Annotated in this window: 16 protein-coding genes and 1 pseudogene; 12 read left to right on the top strand and 5 right to left on the bottom strand. The window is 73.8% G+C overall.

Translation table 11 applies throughout. The features are described 5' to 3' along the window. Positions 1-68: 68 nt before the first annotated feature. Positions 69-584, bottom strand: coding sequence for a LytR C-terminal domain-containing protein (locus tag GA0070608_RS01615; protein ID WP_176733916.1), 516 nt, complete (start codon positions 582-584; stop codon positions 69-71). 432 nt (positions 585-1,016) lie between these two features. Here GA0070608_RS01615 and GA0070608_RS01610 point away from each other — a divergent pair, with 432 nt between their 5' ends. Continuing rightward, positions 1,017-1,313, top strand: a complete 297-nt coding sequence (locus tag GA0070608_RS01610) for a DUF4193 domain-containing protein (RefSeq protein ID WP_007075406.1) — start codon at positions 1,017-1,019, stop codon at positions 1,311-1,313. A 139-nt stretch (positions 1,314-1,452) separates the two neighbouring features. Beyond that, the gene (locus GA0070608_RS01605) at positions 1,453-2,319 is read left to right on the top strand and encodes a hypothetical protein (protein WP_245715661.1); all 867 of its coding nucleotides are present in this window, start codon (positions 1,453-1,455) and stop codon (positions 2,317-2,319) included. A gap of 165 nt (positions 2,320-2,484) precedes the next feature. On the opposite strand, the gene GA0070608_RS01600 is transcribed toward GA0070608_RS01605, so the two are convergent. Beyond that, a complete protein-coding gene (locus GA0070608_RS01600; RefSeq protein WP_091634092.1) occupies positions 2,485-2,985 on the bottom strand; it encodes a DUF3093 domain-containing protein in 501 nt (166 codons plus the stop codon). Positions 2,986-3,034: 49 nt separating this feature from the next. On the opposite strand from GA0070608_RS01600, the pseudogene dut reads away from it, so the two are divergent. From dut to GA0070608_RS01580, 4 genes and pseudogenes are all read left to right on the top strand, one after another. Beyond that, positions 3,035-3,583, top strand: a pseudogene (dut, locus tag GA0070608_RS01595) (dUTP diphosphatase); the annotation flags it as partial. Between the two features lie 115 nt (positions 3,584-3,698). Further along, positions 3,699-4,367 (top strand): DUF3710 domain-containing protein, encoded by a 669-nt coding sequence (locus tag GA0070608_RS01590; RefSeq protein ID WP_091620327.1) that lies wholly within the window; start codon positions 3,699-3,701, stop codon positions 4,365-4,367. A gap of 126 nt (positions 4,368-4,493) precedes the next feature. Then, positions 4,494-4,874: an OB-fold nucleic acid binding domain-containing protein gene (locus tag GA0070608_RS01585; protein ID WP_091620323.1), complete on the top strand. Its 381-nt coding sequence runs from the start codon at positions 4,494-4,496 to the stop codon at positions 4,872-4,874. A 31-nt stretch (positions 4,875-4,905) separates the two neighbouring features. Then, positions 4,906-5,601 (top strand): DUF3159 domain-containing protein, encoded by a 696-nt coding sequence (locus GA0070608_RS01580; protein WP_091620319.1) that lies wholly within the window; start codon positions 4,906-4,908, stop codon positions 5,599-5,601. 10 nt (positions 5,602-5,611) lie between these two features. On the opposite strand, the gene GA0070608_RS01575 is transcribed toward GA0070608_RS01580, so the two are convergent. Together GA0070608_RS01575 and GA0070608_RS01570 are read right to left on the bottom strand one after the other, a co-directional pair. After that, on the bottom strand, positions 5,612-6,301 hold the full coding sequence (locus GA0070608_RS01575) for a potassium channel family protein (RefSeq protein ID WP_091620315.1): 690 nt from the start codon (positions 6,299-6,301) through the stop codon (positions 5,612-5,614). A gap of 2 nt (positions 6,302-6,303) precedes the next feature. Further along, positions 6,304-6,969 (bottom strand): potassium channel family protein, encoded by a 666-nt coding sequence (locus tag GA0070608_RS01570; RefSeq protein WP_091620312.1) that lies wholly within the window; start codon positions 6,967-6,969, stop codon positions 6,304-6,306. A gap of 162 nt (positions 6,970-7,131) precedes the next feature. Here GA0070608_RS01570 and GA0070608_RS01565 point away from each other — a divergent pair, with 162 nt between their 5' ends. The 4 genes from GA0070608_RS01565 to dxs all read left to right on the top strand — a co-directional run bounded on the left by GA0070608_RS01565 (position 7,132) and on the right by dxs (position 13,818). Continuing rightward, the gene (locus GA0070608_RS01565) at positions 7,132-9,210 is read left to right on the top strand and encodes an APC family permease (RefSeq protein WP_091634089.1); all 2,079 of its coding nucleotides are present in this window, start codon (positions 7,132-7,134) and stop codon (positions 9,208-9,210) included. Next, positions 9,207-10,505 carry a class I SAM-dependent RNA methyltransferase gene (locus GA0070608_RS01560; protein ID WP_091620309.1) on the top strand — a complete coding sequence of 433 codons (1,299 nt, stop codon included), beginning with the start codon at positions 9,207-9,209 and terminating at the stop codon, positions 10,503-10,505. Before GA0070608_RS01565 ends, GA0070608_RS01560 begins: the two co-directional genes overlap by 4 nt. Next, entirely contained in the window at positions 10,502-11,671 is a 1,170-nt protein-coding gene (locus GA0070608_RS01555) for an anhydro-N-acetylmuramic acid kinase (protein WP_091620306.1), read from the top strand. Before GA0070608_RS01560 ends, GA0070608_RS01555 begins: the two co-directional genes overlap by 4 nt. A 194-nt stretch (positions 11,672-11,865) precedes the next feature. Beyond that, positions 11,866-13,818, top strand: a complete 1,953-nt coding sequence (gene dxs / locus GA0070608_RS01550; protein ID WP_091620303.1) for a 1-deoxy-D-xylulose-5-phosphate synthase — start codon at positions 11,866-11,868, stop codon at positions 13,816-13,818. A gap of 293 nt (positions 13,819-14,111) precedes the next feature. Here dxs and GA0070608_RS01545 read toward each other — a convergent pair whose 3' ends face one another. Then, entirely contained in the window at positions 14,112-15,305 is a 1,194-nt protein-coding gene (locus tag GA0070608_RS01545) for a hypothetical protein (RefSeq protein WP_091620299.1), read from the bottom strand. Between the two features lie 456 nt (positions 15,306-15,761). Between GA0070608_RS01545 and GA0070608_RS01540 the strand changes: the two genes are divergently transcribed. Together GA0070608_RS01540 and GA0070608_RS01535 are read left to right on the top strand one after the other, a co-directional pair. Beyond that, positions 15,762-17,591, top strand: coding sequence for a DUF6311 domain-containing protein (locus GA0070608_RS01540; protein WP_411970801.1), 1,830 nt, complete (start codon positions 15,762-15,764; stop codon positions 17,589-17,591). Next, positions 17,591-19,381 (top strand): DUF6311 domain-containing protein, encoded by a 1,791-nt coding sequence (locus GA0070608_RS01535; RefSeq protein WP_091620295.1) that lies wholly within the window; start codon positions 17,591-17,593, stop codon positions 19,379-19,381. Before GA0070608_RS01540 ends, GA0070608_RS01535 begins: the two co-directional genes overlap by 1 nt.

The following is a 19,381-nucleotide window of genomic DNA, read 5'->3' as shown; positions in this document are numbered from 1 at the left end:
TCGGCCGGCTCCGCGCACCTGACAGGCCAGCGCCGTGCCCCCGGCAGGACCGGGGGCACGGCGCGTGGTCAGTCGTCCTGGGGCATCGGGCAGGACCCCGCCGGCGCGACCGGCGCGCCGAGGTCGCCCAGCGACTGGTTGACCTCGGTGGTGGTGGCGAGCTGCTGGAAGCCGCTGCCGAGGACCACGTCGACGACGTCGTCGGTGCGCTTGGCGTCGTACTCGTACTCGGCGTTGTCGAGGAAGTACGCCCGCAGCAGGTGTGCCGACCCGACGCCCTTCGGGCCGTAGCGCAGCACCGCGATGTCGTCGATCTGCTTCTTCTCGTCGCCAGCCTTCTTCACCTGGAACTTCCGGTTGCGGAAGTCGTCGGCGATGGAGGTGGCCAGGCCGATCCGGTCCGTGCCGTTCAGCACGTTGATCTTGACGTCCTTGGTCTCCCGCAGGGTCACGTCGGCCAGCGGCCAGCCCTCGGGGCAGTCTCCGGCGAGGCCGGCGCTGCTCTGGGTGTCGCGGACCAGTGCGACGACCACGAAGACGAGGGCCAGCACCGACAGCAGGCCGACGACAACGAGTGCTCGCACTCGTGCAAAGCTCATCAGGGTGCTCCCGGACAGTGGTGGGTGGTGGCGGCCGCCGGTGGTTGGGCCGCCCCGCCGGCCGTCGAGTACGCCGCTGAGGTTAACGGTTGTCCGGCCGTCGCGTGGAAACAGCCGGACATGCCGGCGCGCCAACCGGGAACCGGGTAGTACTACCCCTATCTTCGTGTCGCCTGAGTCACATTGGGAACAACTTCGCGTGCAGGGGCGTACATCTCAGCCACGAGGGCGGTATACATGCCTCGCCCAAAGGGGGGGTATGTTCCGCGCTCGCCAGGTGTTCCTTTGGGATGCCTCCGCCCGTGCTGTCTTCGGGTCGGGTGACCGACACAAGTGGTGGCCGGCCAGCGGAACCGAAACAGCGTCGTCCGGCGTTACAACCGGAAGCGACAACATCGATATGGGAGAGTGAAACCGATGGCCACCGACTACGACGCCCCGCGTCGCGACGAGGTCGACCTCGGCGAGGACAGCCTGGAAGAACTCAAGGCCCGACGCGTCGACTCACAATCGGGCGCCGTGGACGTCGACGAGGCCGAGGTCGCCGAGAGCTTCGAGCTGCCCGGTGCCGACCTGGCCGACGAGGAACTCACGGTCAAGGTGCTGCCGATGCAGCAGGACGAGTTCCGGTGCGCCCGCTGTTTCCTGGTGCACCACCGCAGCCAGTTGGCGGTCGAGCGCAACGGCGAGCTCATCTGCCGTGAGTGCGTCTGACACCGCGCGTCCACGCCAGCGGCGGCTCCCCTGTCGGGGCCGCCGCTGATCGAGTCGTCGTGCGGTACTCCGGGGGACCTGCTTGACTCGTTGACGGGCGACCGTCATGTCGACGTCGGTCCATTCGGGAGGGCGGACCATGAGCGAGCGGAGCGAGTCCGGCGGCACGCGTGGCACGGACCCGACCCGGGCCGACGGCGTGGGTGAGACCGGCCCGCAGGACGCCGGCACCGTGCCCGCCCGAGGCGCGGACGATGAGCTGGGCGTCACCGTCGCGGCGCTGACCGCCGACGACATCGAGCCGGCCCGCCGGCGGCAACTGCTCGGCCGGCTCGTCGGGCAGGCGCGGGCGCGCGGGCTGACCGACCTGTTCAAGCCGAAGAGCGCGGTGCGCTGGATGGTCGACACGGTCGCCGAGATCGCCCCGCACGTGCCCGTACGCGACCTGGCCACTCTGCGCCGGCACTTCGACGGCCTGGACGGCGAGGCGTTGGCCGAACGGCTGGTGCGCAACGCCGCGCGGACGACGGCCGGGATCGGCGCCGCGGGCGGGGGAGTGGCGGCGGTCGAGTGGGTGGTCGCCCCGACCCTGCTCTCCGCGCCGGTCCTGCTGGCTGCCGAGACGGTCGCCGTGGTGGCTGTCGAGCTGAAGCTGATCGGCGAGCTGCACGAGGTCTACGGGGTCCCACTGCCGACCGGCGGCACCCCACGGGCGGTCGCGCTGGTGCAGTCCTGGGCCGGCCAGCGGGGGATCAACCCGATGATGCCCGGTGTCGGGGTGAGTGCCGTGCTGGGAACCGCCGCGCGCAAGGAGTTGCGGGACACGTTGCTCAAGCGCTTCGGCCGCAACCTGACCACCCTCGGCCCCTTCCTCACCGGGGCGGCGGTGGCCAGCTATCTCAACCGCCGGGCCACCCGAACGATGGCGGACCAGCTCCGCGGTGACCTGCGCCGTCGGACCACGGCCCTGCCCGGCATCCCGCCGGCCCTACCCGGCGCCAGCTGAGCCGGCCCGAACCGGCACGCCCTCACGCCCCACCGTCTTCCGCGCCGATCTTGTACTTTCGGCCCCTACCTTGGGGCATATGCACCCTTTGTCGGGGCCAGAAGTGCAAGATCGCGAGAGGGCGCGGGCGAGGGGTGCGGCGCGGGGTGCGGGGTGCGGGGGCGGTCAGGGGCGGGCGGCGTCGCGGGCGGCGAGGAGAGCCTCGGCCAGTTCGACCGGGCGGCGGGTGCTGACCACCCAGAACGGGGTGGGGTCGGCGGGGTCGTCGAGGACCACCTGGACGGCGCCGGGGACCCACGGCCGCTGCACCACGAACGCCAGCGGGTCGGCGCCGACCCCGAGCACCTCACGCCGGCCGGCGGCGTCCAGCGGGACGACGTCGGCGACGAACCGGACCGGCAGCCGGGCGTCGTCCACCCGCAGCTCGCAGTCGCGTACCGCGATCCGGATCCGGCCGAGCCAGGCCAGGCCGGCGACGGTCGCCGGCAGCAACACCGCGAACGGCAGCCAGGCGCGGACGCCGGGCGCACCCATCCAGATCTCCACGGCGAGCAGCGCGGCCACGGCCAGGCTGCCCAGCCACAGCCACCAGGGCAGGCCGAGCCGCTCGGTGTGCTGCGGGGGCGCCGCGGCGGGCGGTGCCGGGGACGGCGACGATGGTGACAGGCTCACTCCTGTGAGGGTACGGCGCACGACGGTCGACGGAACCGGCAGGATGGCAGGGTCACCCCAGGAAAACGGACGGAAGAGGGGAACCGTGACCGACGTCGTACCCGTGCCCGTGCCCGTACGGCAGCTCGACTCCGAGCTGCCGCTGCCGGCGTACGCCCATCCCGGCGATGCCGGGGCAGACCTGGTGGCGGCGGCTGACGTCGAGCTGCCACCCGGCGGCCGGGCCCTGGTCCCGACCGGCGTGGCGATCGCGTTGCCCGAGGGGTACGTGGGCCTCGTCCACCCCCGTTCGGGGCTCGCGGCCAGACTCGGCGTGACGGTGCTCAACGCGCCCGGTACGGTCGACGCCGGCTACCGGGGTGAGATCCTGGTCAACCTGATCAACCATGATCGGGACACACCGGCGAAGATCTCCCGTGGCGACCGGATCGCGCAGCTCGTCGTGCAGCGGGTGGCGCGGGCGGACTTCCGGCCGACGCCCGAGCTGCCCGCGTCCCGACGCGGGACCGGCGGGCACGGCTCCACGGGCGGCCACGCCGGCCTGGTGCCGTCCCCTTCGGCGGGCGGTGGGCGGGGCGTGTCCCCGGCGGCACCGGACGGACGGCGGGTGCCGGACACGCCGGACGCGCGGCGGGAAGAGCGGGACCGGGCAGGCGGACGGACGGAAGAGGTGGCAGGGTGAGCACGAACAGCGGAGGGTTGGCGCAGTGATCTTCTCCCGTAAGCGGGACGATGCCGGGCGGCACGCCCGTGACGAGCGGACGACCGAGGTCCTCGACTCCCCCGAGGAGTCGGCCCCGGCCCGCGGCCCCTACGACATCTCGGAGGCTCCCGAGGGGGTGCAGCGGCTCGACCTGGGCAGCCTGCACATCCCGGCGGTGCGCGACGTCGAGGTGCGGGTGCAGGCCGATCCGGAGGGCGTGATCCAGCAGGTCGTCCTCGTACACGGCCCCAACGCGCTCCAGCTCGGCGTCTTCGCCGCGCCGCGCTCCGACGGCATCTGGGACGAGGTGCGCGAGGAGATCCGCCAGTCGTTGTTCAACGACGGCGCGGCGGCCCAGGAGGTCCAGGGCGAGTACGGCACCGAGTTGCACGCCCGGGTGCGTACCGAGGACGGGCTGACCGCCCTGCGGTTCGTCGGCATCGACGGGCCGCGCTGGATGGTCCGCGGCGTCTACCAGGGCGAGGCGGCCACCGACCCGGCCGCCGCCGGCCCGCTCGCCGAGTGCCTCGACGGCCTGGTGGTCGACCGGGGCCAGGAGGCCAAGCCGGTGCGCGAGCCGCTGCCGCTACGGTTGCCCCGTGAAGCGGCCGACCAGGTGGGCGACGGGGTGTCGGCCGACGGCGACACCGCGCCCGCGCCCCGCGAGGCCTGACCGTCCGTCACGACGCGCCGGGACCGGCCCCGTCGGCGTACGCTGGCGGGACGGTTCCGGCGTCGCCGGGGCCGGCCCGGGTGCCGGCGTCGCGTCGGCCAGCGTGGAGAGGGTGACGCGGAGGTCATGTCGACCGACGAGGGCCGGGGTTCGCTACGCCGCATGCTTCGCCGGCTCACCGCGAGCGAGGCGGAGATCGAGGCGCAGGAGCTGCGCCGGGAGAGCGCCGAGCACGGCGGTGTCCCGGCCGGGCAGTGCACGCGGGGCCAGGTGGTCTCGGTGGCCGGTCGGCTCCGCACGGTGGTCTACACCCCGCGGACCAACCTGCCCACGTTGGAGGCGGACCTCTACGACGGCAGCGACGTGATCACCCTGGTCTGGCTGGGCCGGCGGCACATCGCCGGGATCGAGCCCGGCCGGCACCTGACCGCGCGCGGTCGGGTGGCCGTGCGGGACGACCGCAAGGTGATCTACAACCCGTACTACGAGCTGGAACCGCCGAAGTGACCCGGTGGCCGCGGCGGACGGAAGGCATGCGATGACGACGGGACAGCACCGGGCGGCACAGCCGGCGGGCGGTCCGCAGGACGGCGCGCAGGACGAGGAACGGCTGCCCAACCTCGCCGAGCAGATGGCCGACCAGCTCGGCGGCTGGCGGGGCCTGGTCGAGTCCAGCATCCCGGTGGTCGTCTTCGTGCTGGCCAACATCCTCGGCGAGCTGCGGCCCGCCGTGATCGCCTCGGTGGCGGTGGCGCTCATGATCGCCGGCCTCCGGCTGGCGCAGCGCCGCCCGATCCGCCACGCGGTCAACGGGCTCTTCGGCGTCGCCGTCGGCGCCGCGATCGCCTGGCGCACCGGCGACGAACGTGACTTCTACCTCCCCGGCATCCTCTACGGCATCGGCTACGGGGTGGCCCTGCTGGTCTCGGCCGCCATCCGGCAACCCCTGGTGGGGTGGATCTGGTCGGTGCTGGTGGCCAAGGGCCGCTCGGAGTGGCGTGACGACCCGCGCCTGGTGCGGACCTTCACCGGGCTCACCGTGCTCTGGGGCGTGGTGTGGCTGGCGAAGGTCGGCGTGCAGGCCGGGCTCTACCTCGCCCACCAGGACACGGCGCTCGGCGTGGCGCGGCTGGCGCTGGGCTACCCGCCGTACGTGCTGCTGCTGCTGATCACGGTCTGGACGGTCCGGCGGGTGACCCGGGAGCCGCAGCCGGAGGCGCTGCCCGGCAGCTGAGCAGCCGGCCTCAGCGCTGCCCGCGGGTGCGTTCCACGCTGTCCGCCCCGAGCACCACCGTGCGGACCGCGTCCTCGACCTCCGCGGTGCACACGAAGATCAACTCGTCGCCGGCCTCGATCGGGTCGTCCGGGGTGGGCACCAGCACCCGCTTGCCGCGCAGGATCGCCACCAGCGCGGAGTCGCGGGGCAGCGGGATCGCGCGCAGCGGTTCGCCGACGTACGGCGCGGTAGGCGGCAGCGTGATCTCCACCAGGTTCGCCTCGCCCTGCCGGAAGGTCATCAGCCGGACCAGGTCGCCGACGGTGACGGCCTCCTCGACCAGGGCGGCCATCACCCGCGGCTTGCTCACCGCGACGTCGACCCCCCACTGCTCGGTGAAGAGCCACTCGTTCTCGGCCCGGTTGACCCGCGCCACCACCCGGGGCACCGCGAACTCGGTCTTGGCCAGCAGCGAGACCACCAGGTTGACCTTGTCGTCCCCGGTGGCCGCGACCACCACGTCGCAGCCGGCGAGGTCGGCCTCCTCCAGGCTGGCCAGCTCACAGGCGTCGGCCAGCACCCAGTCGGCGGCCGGCACCCGATCGGGCCGGAGCATCCGGGGCTGGCGCTCGATGAGCATCACCTGGTGGCCGTTGTCGATCAGCTCCTGGGCGATCGAGCGGCCCACGTTGCCCGCCCCGGCGATGGCGATGCGCATCCTCACAGCCCTCCTTCCGGCGGCGTCGCCGCCACCGACGTGACCGTCCCCGCCAGGTCGTCGGTGACCAGCATGAAGAGCTGGTCACCCTCCTGCACGACGCTGGACGGGGTCGGCAGCGTGCCGATGCCGAAGCGGATCAGGTACGCCACCCGGGCCCCGGTCGCCGCCTCGAGGGCGCGCACCGGCCGGCCGATCCAGTCCTTGTGCACCGGCACCTCGACGATCGACACCGTGCTCGTCGAGTCCCGGAAGATCTCCACGTTCCCCTCCGGCACCAGGTGCCGCAGCATCCGGTCGGCGGTCCACCGGACGGTGGCCACGGTGGGGATGCCGAGCCGCTCGTAGACCTGCGCCCGGCGCTGGTCGTAGATCCGCGCCGCCACCCGGGACACGCCGAACGTCTCGCGGGCCAACCGGGCGGAGATGATGTTGGAGTTGTCGCCGCTGGAGACCGCCGCGAAGGCGTCCGCCCGCTCGATGCCGGCCTGCCGGAGCACCTCTCCGTCGAAGCCCTCACCGGTGACCGTGATCCCGGCGAAGTCGGGGCCGAGCCGGCGGAAGGCGTCGGCGTCGTGGTCGATGACCGCGACCGAGTGCCCCCGGGACTCCAGGCTGTAGGCGAGGGTCGAGCCGACCCGGCCACAACCCATGATCACGACATGCACCGCGTCCCTCCTCAAGGTGCGCAACGCCCCGCCGGTGAGCGTGTCGTCTGCGAGCCTGCCACGTTCCCGGCGTGGACGCGGACCGACGGTACTCCGCGGCTGCACCCCGCCGTGCTCGGCCACCCCGCGAGGCGCGCCCGGCTGGTCGTACGCTTGGCGGTTGTGGCCAGACCCACCTCGCTGCTGAAGCGGCTGCTACTCGGTCGACCGTTCCGGTCCGACCGGCTCAAGCACACGCTTCTGCCCAAGCGCATCGCGCTGCCCGTGTTCGCGTCCGACGCCCTCTCCAGCGTCGCGTACGCACCCGACGAGATCCTGCTGACCCTCTCCATCGCGGGCGCCTCGGCGTACTTCTTCTCGCCGTGGATCGCCCTGGCCGTCGTGGTGGTGATGCTCACCGTCGTGGCCAGCTACCGGCAGAACGTGCACGCCTACCCCTCCGGCGGCGGCGACTACGAGGTGGCCACGGTCAACCTCGGTCCCCGGGCGGGGGTCGCGGTGGCCAGCGCGCTGCTGGTCGACTACGTGCTCACGGTCGCGGTCTCGGTCTCCTCCGGGGTGGCCAACCTGGGCTCGGTGGTGCCGTTCGTGGCCACCCACAAGGTGCTGATCGCGGTCTGCGCGGTGGCGCTGCTCACCGCCGTGAACCTGCGCGGCCTGCGGGAGTCCGGGACGGCCTTCGCGATCCCCACCTACGGCTTCATCATCGTGATGGTCGGGATGCTGCTCACCGGGCTGATCCGGGTCTTCGTGCTCGGCCACGACCTGCGGGCGCCCAGCGCCGGCCTGGAGATCCAGGCCGAACACAGCGTCACCGGCTTCGCCCTGGTCTTCCTGCTGCTGCGCACCTTCTCCTCGGGGTGCGCGGCGCTGACCGGCGTGGAGGCGATCTCCAACGGGGTGCCGGCGTTCAAGGCCCCGAAGAGCCGCAACGCGGCCACCACGCTGCTGCTGCTCGGCACCATCTCGGTGGCCATGCTGGTCGGCATCATCTGGCTGTCCCGGCTCACCGGCCTCCAGTTCGTCGAGAACCCGGGGTTGCAGATCGTCTCCGGCCCCGAGGGGTACGTGCAGAAGACCGTCACCACCCAGCTCGGGGAGACGATCTTCGGCTCCGGCTCGATGCTGCTCTACGTGGTCGCCGGGATCACCGCGCTGATCCTCTTCCTGGCCGCGAACACCGCGTTCAACGGCTTCCCGGTGCTCGGCTCGATCCTCGCCCAGGACCGCTACCTGCCCCGGCAGCTGCACACCCGCGGCGACCGGCTGGCCTTCTCCAACGGCATTGTCTTCCTGGCCGTCGCCGCGATCGTGCTGATCGTCGGCTTCCAGGCCGAGGTGACCCGGCTCATCCAGCTCTACATCGTCGGCGTGTTCGTCTCCTTCACCCTCTCCCAGGCCGGCATGATCCGGCACTGGAACCGGCACCTGAAGACCACGCGGGACCCGCAGGAACGCCGGCGGATGCTCCGGTCCCGGGCGATAAACGCCTTCGGCATGGCGATGACCGGCACGGTGCTGATCATCGTGCTCGTCACGAAGTTCCTGCTCGGCGCGTGGATCGCCATCGTGGCGATGGCGATGATGTACATGCTGATGCTGGCCATCCGCCGGCACTACGACCGGGTCGCCGCGGAACTGACCCCGCCGGACGAGGGCCGCGCCGTGCTGCCCGCCCGCAACCACGCCGTCGTGCTGGTCAGCAAGCTGCACAAGCCGACGCTGCGGGCCATCGCGTACGCCCGGGCCACCCGGCCGGACACGCTGACCGCGGTGACCGTCAACGTCGACGAGAAGGACACCCGGGAGTTGCAGCAGGAGTGGGAGCGGCGGGACCTGCCCGTCGCGCTGACCGTGGTCGACTCGCCGTACCGGGAGATCACCCGCCCGATCCTGAACTACGTGGCCGGCGTCCGTCGGGCGTCGCCGCGCGACGTGGTCACGGTCTTCATCCCGGAGTACGTGGTGGGGCGCTGGTGGGAACACCTGCTGCACAACCAGAGCGCGTTGCGGCTGAAGACCCGGCTGCTCTTCGAACCGGGGGTGATGGTGACCAGCGTGCCGTGGCAGCTAGCCTCGACCGCCGGCAAGGACCTGGACCGGCTGGACGCCACACTGACCCGGGGCCCGGCACGCGGCCCCCGGGTCGCACCGCGCGGCACCCTGCCGCCGAGCGTCCCGCCCATCGTGTCCGCGCCGCCCGGCGAGAGCGGCCCAAGAAGTGACGGAGATGAGCGATGACAGCGCACGGGGACGGCAGCGGGCTGGAGGAGGCCGAGCGGGTCGAGCTGACCGTCGGGGCGGTCGCGCCGGGCGGGCACTGCGTCGCCCGGGTGGATGGCCAGGTGGTCTTCGTCCGGCACGCGCTGCCCGGTGAGCGGGTGGTCGCCGAGGTGACCGAGGTGCACAAGGGGTTCGTCCGGGCCGACGCGGTGACGGTGCTCGAGGCCGCGCCGGACCGGGTCGAGCAGCCCTGCCCGTACGCGAAGCCGGGCCGGTGCGGCGGATGCGACCTGCAACACGTCGCCCCGGCCGCCCAGCTCGACTGGAAGGCGGCGGTGGTGCGTGAGCAGCTCACCCGGCTGGGTGGGCTCACCGACACCGAACTGGACGCCCTCGGCGTCCGGGTCGAGGCGCTGCCCGGCGGACCGCTCGGCTGGCGTTCCCGGGTCCGCTACGCCGTCGACGGGGCGGGCCGGGCCGGCCTGCTCAAGCACCGCTCACACGAGGTCGTCCCGATCGACCGCTGCCTGATCGCCCACCCGTCGATCCGGGAGCTGCCCGTGCTGGCCCCGACCGGGGCGCGCTGGCCGGACGCCGACACGGTCGAGACGGTCGCCTCCACCGGCGGGGACGTGGCGGTGACCGCCGTCGCCGACGGGGTGCCCCGGACGGTGAGCGGCCCGGACCGGGTCCGCGAGGTGGCGGCCGGCCGGAAGTGGACGCTGCCGGCGTCGTCGTTCTGGCAGGTGCACCCGGCCGCCGCCGACACCCTGGTCGACGCCGTGCTGGAGCTGACCGACCCGCGGCCGGGGGATCGGGCCTGGGACCTCTACGGCGGGGCGGGGCTCTTCGCCGCCGGGCTGGCCGGCCGGGTCGGCGACACGGGCCGGGTGACCCTGGTCGAGTCGGCCGCGCCGGGCGTCGCCGCCGCCCGGGAGAACCTGCGCGACCTGCCCCGGGTCGAGATCGTGTCGGCCCGGGTGGAGACCGCGCTGGCCCGCCGCCGGATCACCGGCCCGGTCGACGTGGTGGTGCTCGACCCGCCGCGTTCCGGCGCCGGCGCCCAGGTGGTACGGGACGTGGTCGCCGCCGGTCCACGCGTGGTGGCGTACGTGGCCTGCGACCCGGCCGCCTTCGCCCGCGACGTACGCACCTTCGCAGGGCTGGGCTGGCGGCTGGCCGTGCTGCGCGGCTTCGACCTCTTCCCGATGACCCAGCACGTCGAGCTGGTCGGCCTGCTCCTCCCGGCCGACGTGTCAGCAGGGGACCCGTCCGCTACCGAATCCGACAAGAAGGGGCCCTTCCTTACATGAAGGTCGTGGGGTTGATGTCGGGGACGTCGTACGACGGGGTGGACGTGGCCGCCGCCGAGTTCACCCTCGACGGGGACACCCTCCGGCTGCGCCCGCTGGGGCACCGCGGCCTCGACTACGACGACGAGCTGCGCGCCGCGATCGGCGCGCTGCTGCCGCCCGGGAGCACCACGATCGAGGCGGTCTGCCGGCTGGACAACCGGCTCGGTGAGGTCTTCGCCGAGGCGGCGGCGGTCGGCGTCGAGCTGGCCGGCGGCGCGGTCGACGCGGTGGTTTCGCCCGGGCAGACGGTGTTCCACTGGATCGCCGACGGGCGTGCCCGGGGCACCCTGCAACTGGGCGCGGTGGCCCGGGTGGCCGCCCGGGTCGGCGTACCCGTGCTGAGTGACCTGCGCTCGGCGGACGTCGCCGCCGGCGGGCAGGGCGCGCCCCTGGTCCCGGCGTTCGACGCACTGCTGCTCGACGCGGCGGACGGCGCGGCCCCGCGCGCCGCGCTCAACCTGGGCGGCATCGCCAACCTCACGGTCCTCGCGCCGGGCGCGCCGGTGCTCGGGTACGACGTCGGGCCCGCCAACGCGCTGCTCGACGCCGCGGCCCGCCGCCTGCTGGGCCGGCCCTGCGACCTCGACGGCGCCCACGCGGCGACGGGTCGGGTGCACCCCGGCCTGCTCGACGTGCTGCTCGCCGAGCCGTACTACGCGGCACCGCCGCCCAAGTCGACCGGCAAGGAGCTGTTCCACGCCGGCTACCTGGACGCGCGGCTGGCCGCCCTCGGCGAGTCGGTGCCGGCCGACGACGTGCTCGCCACCCTGACCGAGCTGACCGCCCGGGTGGTGGCCGCCGAGTGCGACCGGCACGGCGTGGTGGAGGTGGTCGCGGCCGGCGGCGGGGTGCGCAATCCCACCCTGACCGCCCGGCTGGCCGCCCTCGGGGCGGGACGCTGGCGGCTGCGCACCACCGACGAGCTGGGCGTCCCCGCGCAGGCCAAGGAGGCGTACGCCTTCGCGCTGCTCGGCTGGCTCTCCTGGCACGGGCTGCCCGGCGCGCTGCCCTCGGTGACCGGCGCCGCCCGGGCCGCCGTGCTGGGTTCCTGGACCCCGTCCGGGCCGGCGTACCGGGGCGCCGCGGCCGTCGTGGCGCCCCGGCGGCTGCGGATCGCGGACTGACTCCCCCGGGACGTGGTCGGCCGCCGCGCGTCGGCCGGCCGTGGATCGCGGACCGACTCCTCGGGAACGCGGTCCGCCGCCGTGCGTCGGCCGGCCGTGGATCCGGGCCTGACCAGGCGATCAGCGGCCCTGGCGGGTGGGCAGGCGTCCGGGCCAGGCTGCGGAGTACCGCGCGGCCGATAGACTCATGCCTCATGAGCGTTGAAGAGGGCACGGTCCACCACACCGGGCTGCTGGCCACAGTCCGGGGTCCGCAGGACGTCAAGCGGATGTCCGCCGAGGAGTTGGACGTCCTCGCCGCCGAGATCCGTGACTTCCTGATCGCCAAGGTCTCGCGTACCGGCGGGCACGTCGGCCCCAACCTGGGTGTGGTGGAGCTGACACTGGCCATGCACCGGGTCTTCGACTCCCCGCGCGACCGCCTCCTGTTCGACACCGGCCACCAGGCGTACGTGCACAAGATCCTCACCGGGCGGCAGGCCGGCTTCGACCGGCTGCGCCAGCGCGGCGGGCTCTCCGGCTACCCGAGCCAGGCCGAGAGCGAGCACGACCTGGTCGAGAACTCGCACGCCTCCACCGCCCTGTCCTACGCCGACGGCCTGGCCAAGGCGTACGCGCTGCGGGGCGAGCAGCGCAGCGTGGTCGCCGTGGTCGGCGACGGCGCGCTCACCGGCGGCATGTGCTGGGAGGCGCTGAACAACATCGCCACGGCAGGCAACCCGCTGGTGATCGTGGTCAACGACAACGGCCGGTCCTACGCGCCGACCATCGGCGGGCTCGCCGACCACCTCTCCTCGCTGCGGCTCAGCCCCGGCTACGAGAAGGTGCTCGACACCGTCAAGGAGGCGCTCGGCTCGACGCCGCTGGTCGGCCGGCCCATGTACGAGGTGCTGCACGCGGTCAAGCGGGGCATCAAGGACGCGGTCGCCCCGCAGGCCATGTTCGAGGACCTCGGCATCAAGTACGTCGGCCCGGTCGACGGCCACGACCGCGAGGCGGTCGAGTCGGCGCTGCGGGCGGCGAAGAACTTCGGCGGCCCGGTGATCGTGCACGCGGTCACCCGCAAGGGCTACGGCTACCGACCGGCCGAGGAGGACGAGGCCGACTGCCTGCACGGCCCGGGCAGCGCCTTCGACATCGAGACCGGCAAGCTGGTCGCCGCCCCGTCGGTGAAGTGGACCCACGTCTTCGCCGACGAGCTGGTCGCGATCGCCGACGAGCGGCCCGACGTGGTGGGCATCACCGCCGCGATGGCCGAGCCGACCGGCATCGCCAAGCTCGCCCGCAAGTACCCGAACCGCGTCTACGACGTGGGCATCGCCGAGCAGCACGCGGCCACCTCGGCCGCCGGCCTGGCTCTCGGCGGGCTGCACCCGGTGGTGGCGGTCTACGCGACCTTCCTAAACCGCGCCTTCGACCAGGTCCTGCTGGACGTGGCGATGCACCGGCTGCCGGTGACCTTCGTGCTGGACCGGGCCGGGATCACCGGCCCCGACGGGCCCAGCCACTACGGCATGTGGGACATGTCGGTCTTCGGGGTCGTGCCGGGCCTGCGGATCGCCGCGCCCCGCGACGCCGCGACCCTGCGCGAGGAACTGCGCGAGGCGGTCGGCGTCGACGACGGCCCGACCATCGTCCGCTTCCCCACCGGCACCGTCGCCGCCGACCTGCCGGCCGTACGCCGGGTCGGGACGGTCGACGTGCTGGCCGAGTCGGTGCGCAAGGACGTGCTGGTGGTCGCGGTCGGCTCCTTCGGCCAGCTGGGGATGGAGGTGGCCACCCGGGTCGCCGAGCAGGGCTACGGGGTCACCGTGGTCGACCCGCGCTGGGTCCGCCCGGTCCCGGCCGAGCTGGTCGAGCTGGCCGCCGGACACCGGCTCGTGGTCAGCGTCGAGGACGGCGTCCGGGTCGGCGGCGTCGGTGACGCCCTCGCCCAGGCGATGCGGGACGCCGACGTCCGGGTGCCGCTGAAGGACCTGGGCGTACCGGCCGACTGGCACCCGCACGGCACCCGCGCGCAGATCCTCGCAGACCTCGGCCTGACCGCGCAGGACGTGGCCCGCGACGTCACCGGCTGGATCTCCCGGCTGGAGGTGGAACCGGTCGAGCCGGTCATCGCCGCCGACGACGCCACCGCGCACAACTGAGAGCCTGACCGCCGACGGCGGGTGCCCCGGAAGCCCGGGACACCCGCCGTCACCACCTCCCCACCCCTTTGCTCCCGCCCCACCGCCACCCCCGCCCCCGCACCCCCGCGTCACGCCCCCGCGCCGCGCCCGCCGCCGCCTCGGCCACGTCGATCTTGCAGTTTCGGCCCTTGTTTTGTCGTTTCTGCCACGTATGCCCGGGCAGGAACTGCAAGATCGACGCGGCCGGGGCCGGGCGGGCCGGGGCAGGGCAGGGGGAGGGCAGGGCAGGGGGGCAGGGCAGGGGGGAGGGGTCAGCGGGGGGTGAGGGATCGGTAGTGGGTTTTTTCTGCCTCGGCGAGGCTGAACGTCTCCGAGCGGGTCGGCATCGGGACCACGGCCAGCCCTGGGCGGTCCACCAGTCGGGGTGTGTCGGGCGGCGTCGACAGCGAGCTGTCGGCGGTCGCCCGCCAACTCAGCACGGCCAGCGGCTGCCCCGGCACCGGCAGCGTGTACGCCTGCAACGGGTTGGAGCGGTCGGCCGGGGAGACCACCGGTGTGCCCCCGTCGGCGGGGCGGTACACCACGGCGGTCATGGTGCCGTCGGCCGTCTCCCAGCTCAACTGCTGCAGCTCCGCCGGCTCGCCGCCGCCGAGGGCGACCTCGCCCAGGGTGCGTACGGTCAGCTTGGCCATCGGCCAGGACGACGGCACCGAGCGTGGCGCGTCCCGGTCGCCGATCCGTCGGGGGACGCTGCCGAACGGGCCCTCCTCGCCGGCGAGCACGCAGGTGTCCAGGCCGGTGAGGGCCCGCTTGCCGGAGCCGCTCTCGTCGCGTACGAGGGGGTAGTGCGGGTCGGTGGTACCGGTGCCGAGGTCCAGCAGCCGGTCGGCGGCCCGGCCTCGGGGCAGCGCTTCGGTGGCCTTGAGCGTGACGGTCACCGGCACCGCCCGGCAGGCCGGCACGTTCACCGGCTCGGTGAGGCCGTCGGTGTTCCGCAGGGCGCGGCCGGTTGGCCCGAGCAGCCGCTGCACCCGGCCCGACGTGAGGTAGCGCCGCCCGTCGGAGCCGTGCACGGGGAGCACGTCGGAGTAGACCAGGTAGCCGGGGTCGGTGTACTCGGCGGCGCGGGTGACCGCGTACCGGCCGCCCTCGGCGGTGACCTGGAGCAGCCAGGAGGCGCTCTCGCCGGGTACGTCCGCGGCGACCACGGTCAGCGGCGCGCCGTCGACCTCGCCGGACCAGAGGATCCCGGACGTGGGCAGGTGCACCCGGTCGTCGGCCGGCGACCGCCAGTCGCGTACCGCCCCGGTCACGGCCGACCTGACGGCGGCGTCGCCCGCCAGGGTGCCGCGAGGCGGCCAGACCGTCAGGTCACCGTCCAGGCTGTCGTACCCGACCCGCAGCTCGCCCGGTTGCCGGTCGGCCACCGGACCGCAGGCGGTCGCGGTGAGCAGCAGGGTCAGCAGTGCGGTGGCCGTGATGCCGCGCCGGCGGACTGGAGCCACCTGTACGCCCCCTCGATCGCCTCAGCCGTCGTTCAACGGAAAGCGCCATAGTACGAGATGTCGGATCACCGGGACGCGCCACCTCGCCCGCCGTCCATGCGCAGGTCGCGGGCCCTGACCGAAGTCGACCACAGAGGACACTGCCGCGGTTTCAGGGTGATTGTCCCGCTCGGGTAGACTCCGCCGACTGTGACGCCTGCCGAGACCCGCGCCGAATCCTGGTCGGAATCCGACGCCACCGCGGCCCCCGCGTCCGAACCCGTGGCGCCGCCCGTGGGCGCCGGTGACCGTACGCCGGACGGGGGCGTCTCCGCCGACGGGCCCGACGCCCCCGGCGTGACCGTCGATGACGGGGCCGACGCTCCCGGCGTGACCGTCTCCACCGCGCGGGCAGCCGCCCCCTCCGGGAAAGCTGGCGCCCCCTCCGACGCTGCGGCCCCCTCCCGGGCGGCCACCGTGCCGGCCGACGCCACCTCCCGGGCGGCCACCGTGCCGGCCGGCGCCAACTCCGGGGAGGCCGGTGGGGTGGACCGCGCGGCCCGGCCGCGGCGGTGGGGCCGGCGGCGGCAGGATCTCACCGTCTTCGGCCTGTTCCTGCTCGCCGCGGTGTGGGTGACCAGCCAGATCTGGGTGGACCCGGCCGGCCGGGTGGCCTCGCTCTACAGCAGCGACCCGGCCCAGGTGCAGTTCTTCCTCGCCCACTCGGTACGCGTGGTGCTGCACGGTGAGTTCCCGTTCTTCACCGAACAGTTCAACTATCCCGACGGGGTCAACCTGATGGCCAACACGGCCATCCTCGCGCTGGGCATCCCGATGGTGCCGGTGACGCTGCTCTTCGGCCCGGCCGTGACCTTCGTGGTGCTGGTCACGCTCGCGCTCGCCGGCACCGCCTCGGCCTGGTACTTCGTGCTCTCCCGGCACGTCGTGCGCAGCCCGCTGGCGGCGGCCGTCGGCGGCTGGTTCTGCGGGTTCTCGCCGGCGATGCTGTCGCACGCCAACTGGCATCCCAACATCATCTCGCAGTTCCTGCTGCCGTTCATCGTCTGGCGGGTGCTGGTCATCACCCGGTCCCGGCGGCCGTGGCGCGACGGCGTGCTGCTCGCCCTGATGGTCACCGCCCAGGCGTTCATCAACGAGGAGATTCTGCTCTTCACCGCGCTCGCCTGCGGGGTGTTCCTGCTCGCCGTGCTCGCCCAGCGGCCCGCGTTCTGGTCGGCGGCCTGGCGACCGCTGGCCAAGGCCCTCGCGACCTGCGCCGTGCTCGCCGGGGCGCTGCTGGCGTACCCGCTCTACATCCAGTTCGCCGGGCCGATGGCGTACCACGGCCTGAGCGACGCGGTCCGCGACTACGGCAACGACATCGCGGCCTTCTTCGCGCCCGGCTCGCCCACGATCGGCGGCGCCGAACGCGCGAACGTCAACCTCGCCCCGAACTACTCGGAGGAGAACGCCTTCTTCGGCTGGAGCCTCTCCCTGATCGCCGTCGGCATCGTGGCCTGGCTGCGGCGGGAGCTGCTCGTGCGGGCGCTCGCCGCGACCGGGGTGTTCTTCGCCGTGCTCTCCCTCGGCGAGCGGGTGTCCTGGTGGGACCGCGAGCTGATCACCGGGCCCTGGGAGTGGCTGGTCCGGCTGCCGCTGCTCGACGCGGTGGTGCCCACCCGGTTCGGCCTGATCACCAGTGTGGTGATCGGCATCCTGCTGGCGCTCGCTGTCGAGCGTTCCCGGTCGCTGCCGGTCGAGCCGCGGACGCTGCGTACGCTCACCGTGGCCGGGCTCGTCCTCGCGCTGCTGCCGATCGCGCCGATGCCGCTGAAGGTGACCTCCCGCCCGCCGGTGCCGGACTTCATCACCGCCGACCGGTGGCGCGGCTACGTCGGGCCGGACCAGACCCTGGTGCCGATCCCGGTGCCGAACATGGGCCACACCCACGGGATGCGCTGGGCCGCCTCCACCAACCTCGACTTCAAGATCCCCGGCGGCTACTTCCTGGCACCGCGCAACGGAAACACCGGCGATCCCGGTCGCTTCGGCGGCCGGCCCAGCGGGGTCGGGCAGTTGCTGGAGGAAGTCGCCTCGACCGGCCGCATCCCGAAGCTGGACGACCGGCAGCGCCGACGGTCGCTGGACGAGCTGCGGCACTGGCGGGCGGCCATCCTGGTGCTCCCGGTCGGCCAGCACCACTCCGAGCAGCTGCGCCGCACCGTCGAGCAACTGGTCGGCCCCGGCCGCCGGGAACTCGACGTCTGGATCTGGGACGTCCGGACACTGACCGACCAGCCGGCCTGATGGCCGCCCCGGCGGCGACCGGTACCACCGAGGCGGCACCCGTCCGACGGTTCCGCCGGCTGCCGGTACGCGCCGCGGACGCGCTGGTCGTCGCCGGCTACCTCGTCCTGGCGGTGCTGCTGACCGTCGGTCAGTGGGGGCGCCCAGGGCGGCTGTTCCACCAGGCGGGGGACCAGATCCTCTTCGAGTGGATGCTGGCCCGCACGGCGTGGGCGGTGTCAGGCCTGGAGAACCCGCTGTACAGCGCGGAACTGAATGCCCCGGACGGGGTGAACCTGATGGCCAACACCTCGGTGCTGGGCCTGGGCGTGCCGCTGACGCCGGTCACCCTGCTGTTCGGCTCGCAGGTCGCGTTCCTGGTGGCCGTGGTCTGCTGCCTCGCCGGCACCGCGACCGCCTGGTACGTGCTGCTGCGCCGCCGGCTGGTCGACTCCCGGGTGGCGGCGGCTGTCGGCGGGCTGTTCTGCGGCTTCGCCCCCGGCATGATCGCGCAGGCCGGGGCGCACCTGCACATGGCGGCGCAGTTCCTGGTGCCGGCGATCCTGGCGCTGGTGTTCCACCCGAACCCGCGCCGGGTGTGGCGGCACGGGACGCTGCTCGGGCTGCTGGTGGCGTACCAGGTCTTCCTCGGTGAGGAGGTGCTGGTCTTCCTGGTCCTCGCCGCCGGGACGTTCGCGCTGGCGTACGCGGCGGCCGACCGGGTGGCGGCCCGCCGGCTGGCGCCCGCCCTGCTCGGCCGGCTCGGGGTCGGGATGGCGGTCTCGCTGCCGCTGCTGGCGTACCCGCTGTGGTTCCAGTTCTTCGGTCCGGGCCACTACCGGGGAATGCCCTTCCACGCGTACGGCTACCAGCTCGACGCCGCGTCGTTCCCCGCCTCGGCCCGGCAGACGGTGCTCGGCGACGACCACCTGCCCGGCCTGCTCGCCCCGAACCCCACCGAGGAGAACTCCTTCTTCGGCCCGGGGCTGCTGGTGCTCGCCGTGGTGATCGTGATCTGGATGTGGCGCCGGCCGCTGGTCCGCGCGCTGGCCGTCTGCGGGCTGTTCTTCGCGATGCTCTCCCTCGGCGGGCAGGTCCGCCTGGACGGCACGCCCACCGGCATCCCCGGGCCGTACCGGCTGGTTGCCGAACTGCCACTGCTCGACCACGCGGTGCCGGCGCGCTTCCCGCTGGTCTGCATTCCGGTGCTGGGTATCCTGCTCGCCCTCTCCCTGGACCGGCTGCGCCCCGATTCCGCGGCGGGGCCACGGGCGGGTGGCGTGCCGGTGCGGCTGCTCTGGGGCGGGGCGGTGGCCGCCGCGCTGCTGCCGCTGATCCCCACTCCGATCCGGACCGTGCCGGCCTGGCCGGTGCCGGCGTTCGTGACTGAGGGTGGCTGGCGGGCCCAGATCCCGCCGGGCCGGACCCTGGTCGCGGTGCCGCCGGTGACCGGCGCCGGGGTCAGCCCGGCGATGTTCTGGTCGGCCCGCACCGGGTTGGCCTTCCCCGCACCGGGCGGCTACTTCATCGGCCCCCGCGCCGCCGACGACCCGGCCGCCCGGTGGGGGGCGCCGGACCGCCCCACCGCCGTACTGCTGCGCCGGGTGGCCGAGACCGGCGAGGTGCCGGTGGTCACCGACGAGAACCGCCGGCAGGCGGTCGAGGACCTGCGCCACTGGCGCGCCGCCGTGGTGGTCCAGGGCGGACTGCGCCACGGCGACCCCGTCCGCCGTACGGTCGACGCGCTTCTCGGCCCCGGCCGGGAGGTGGCCGGCGCCCGCGTCTGGGACGTCCGCCCCCTCGTCGGTTGA

Source organism: Micromonospora peucetia (assembly GCF_900091625.1).
GTDB lineage: Bacteria > Actinomycetota > Actinomycetes > Mycobacteriales > Micromonosporaceae > Micromonospora > Micromonospora peucetia.
Note: the sequence above shows the minus strand (reverse complement) of the source record. Positions and strands in the feature narration are given on the sequence as shown.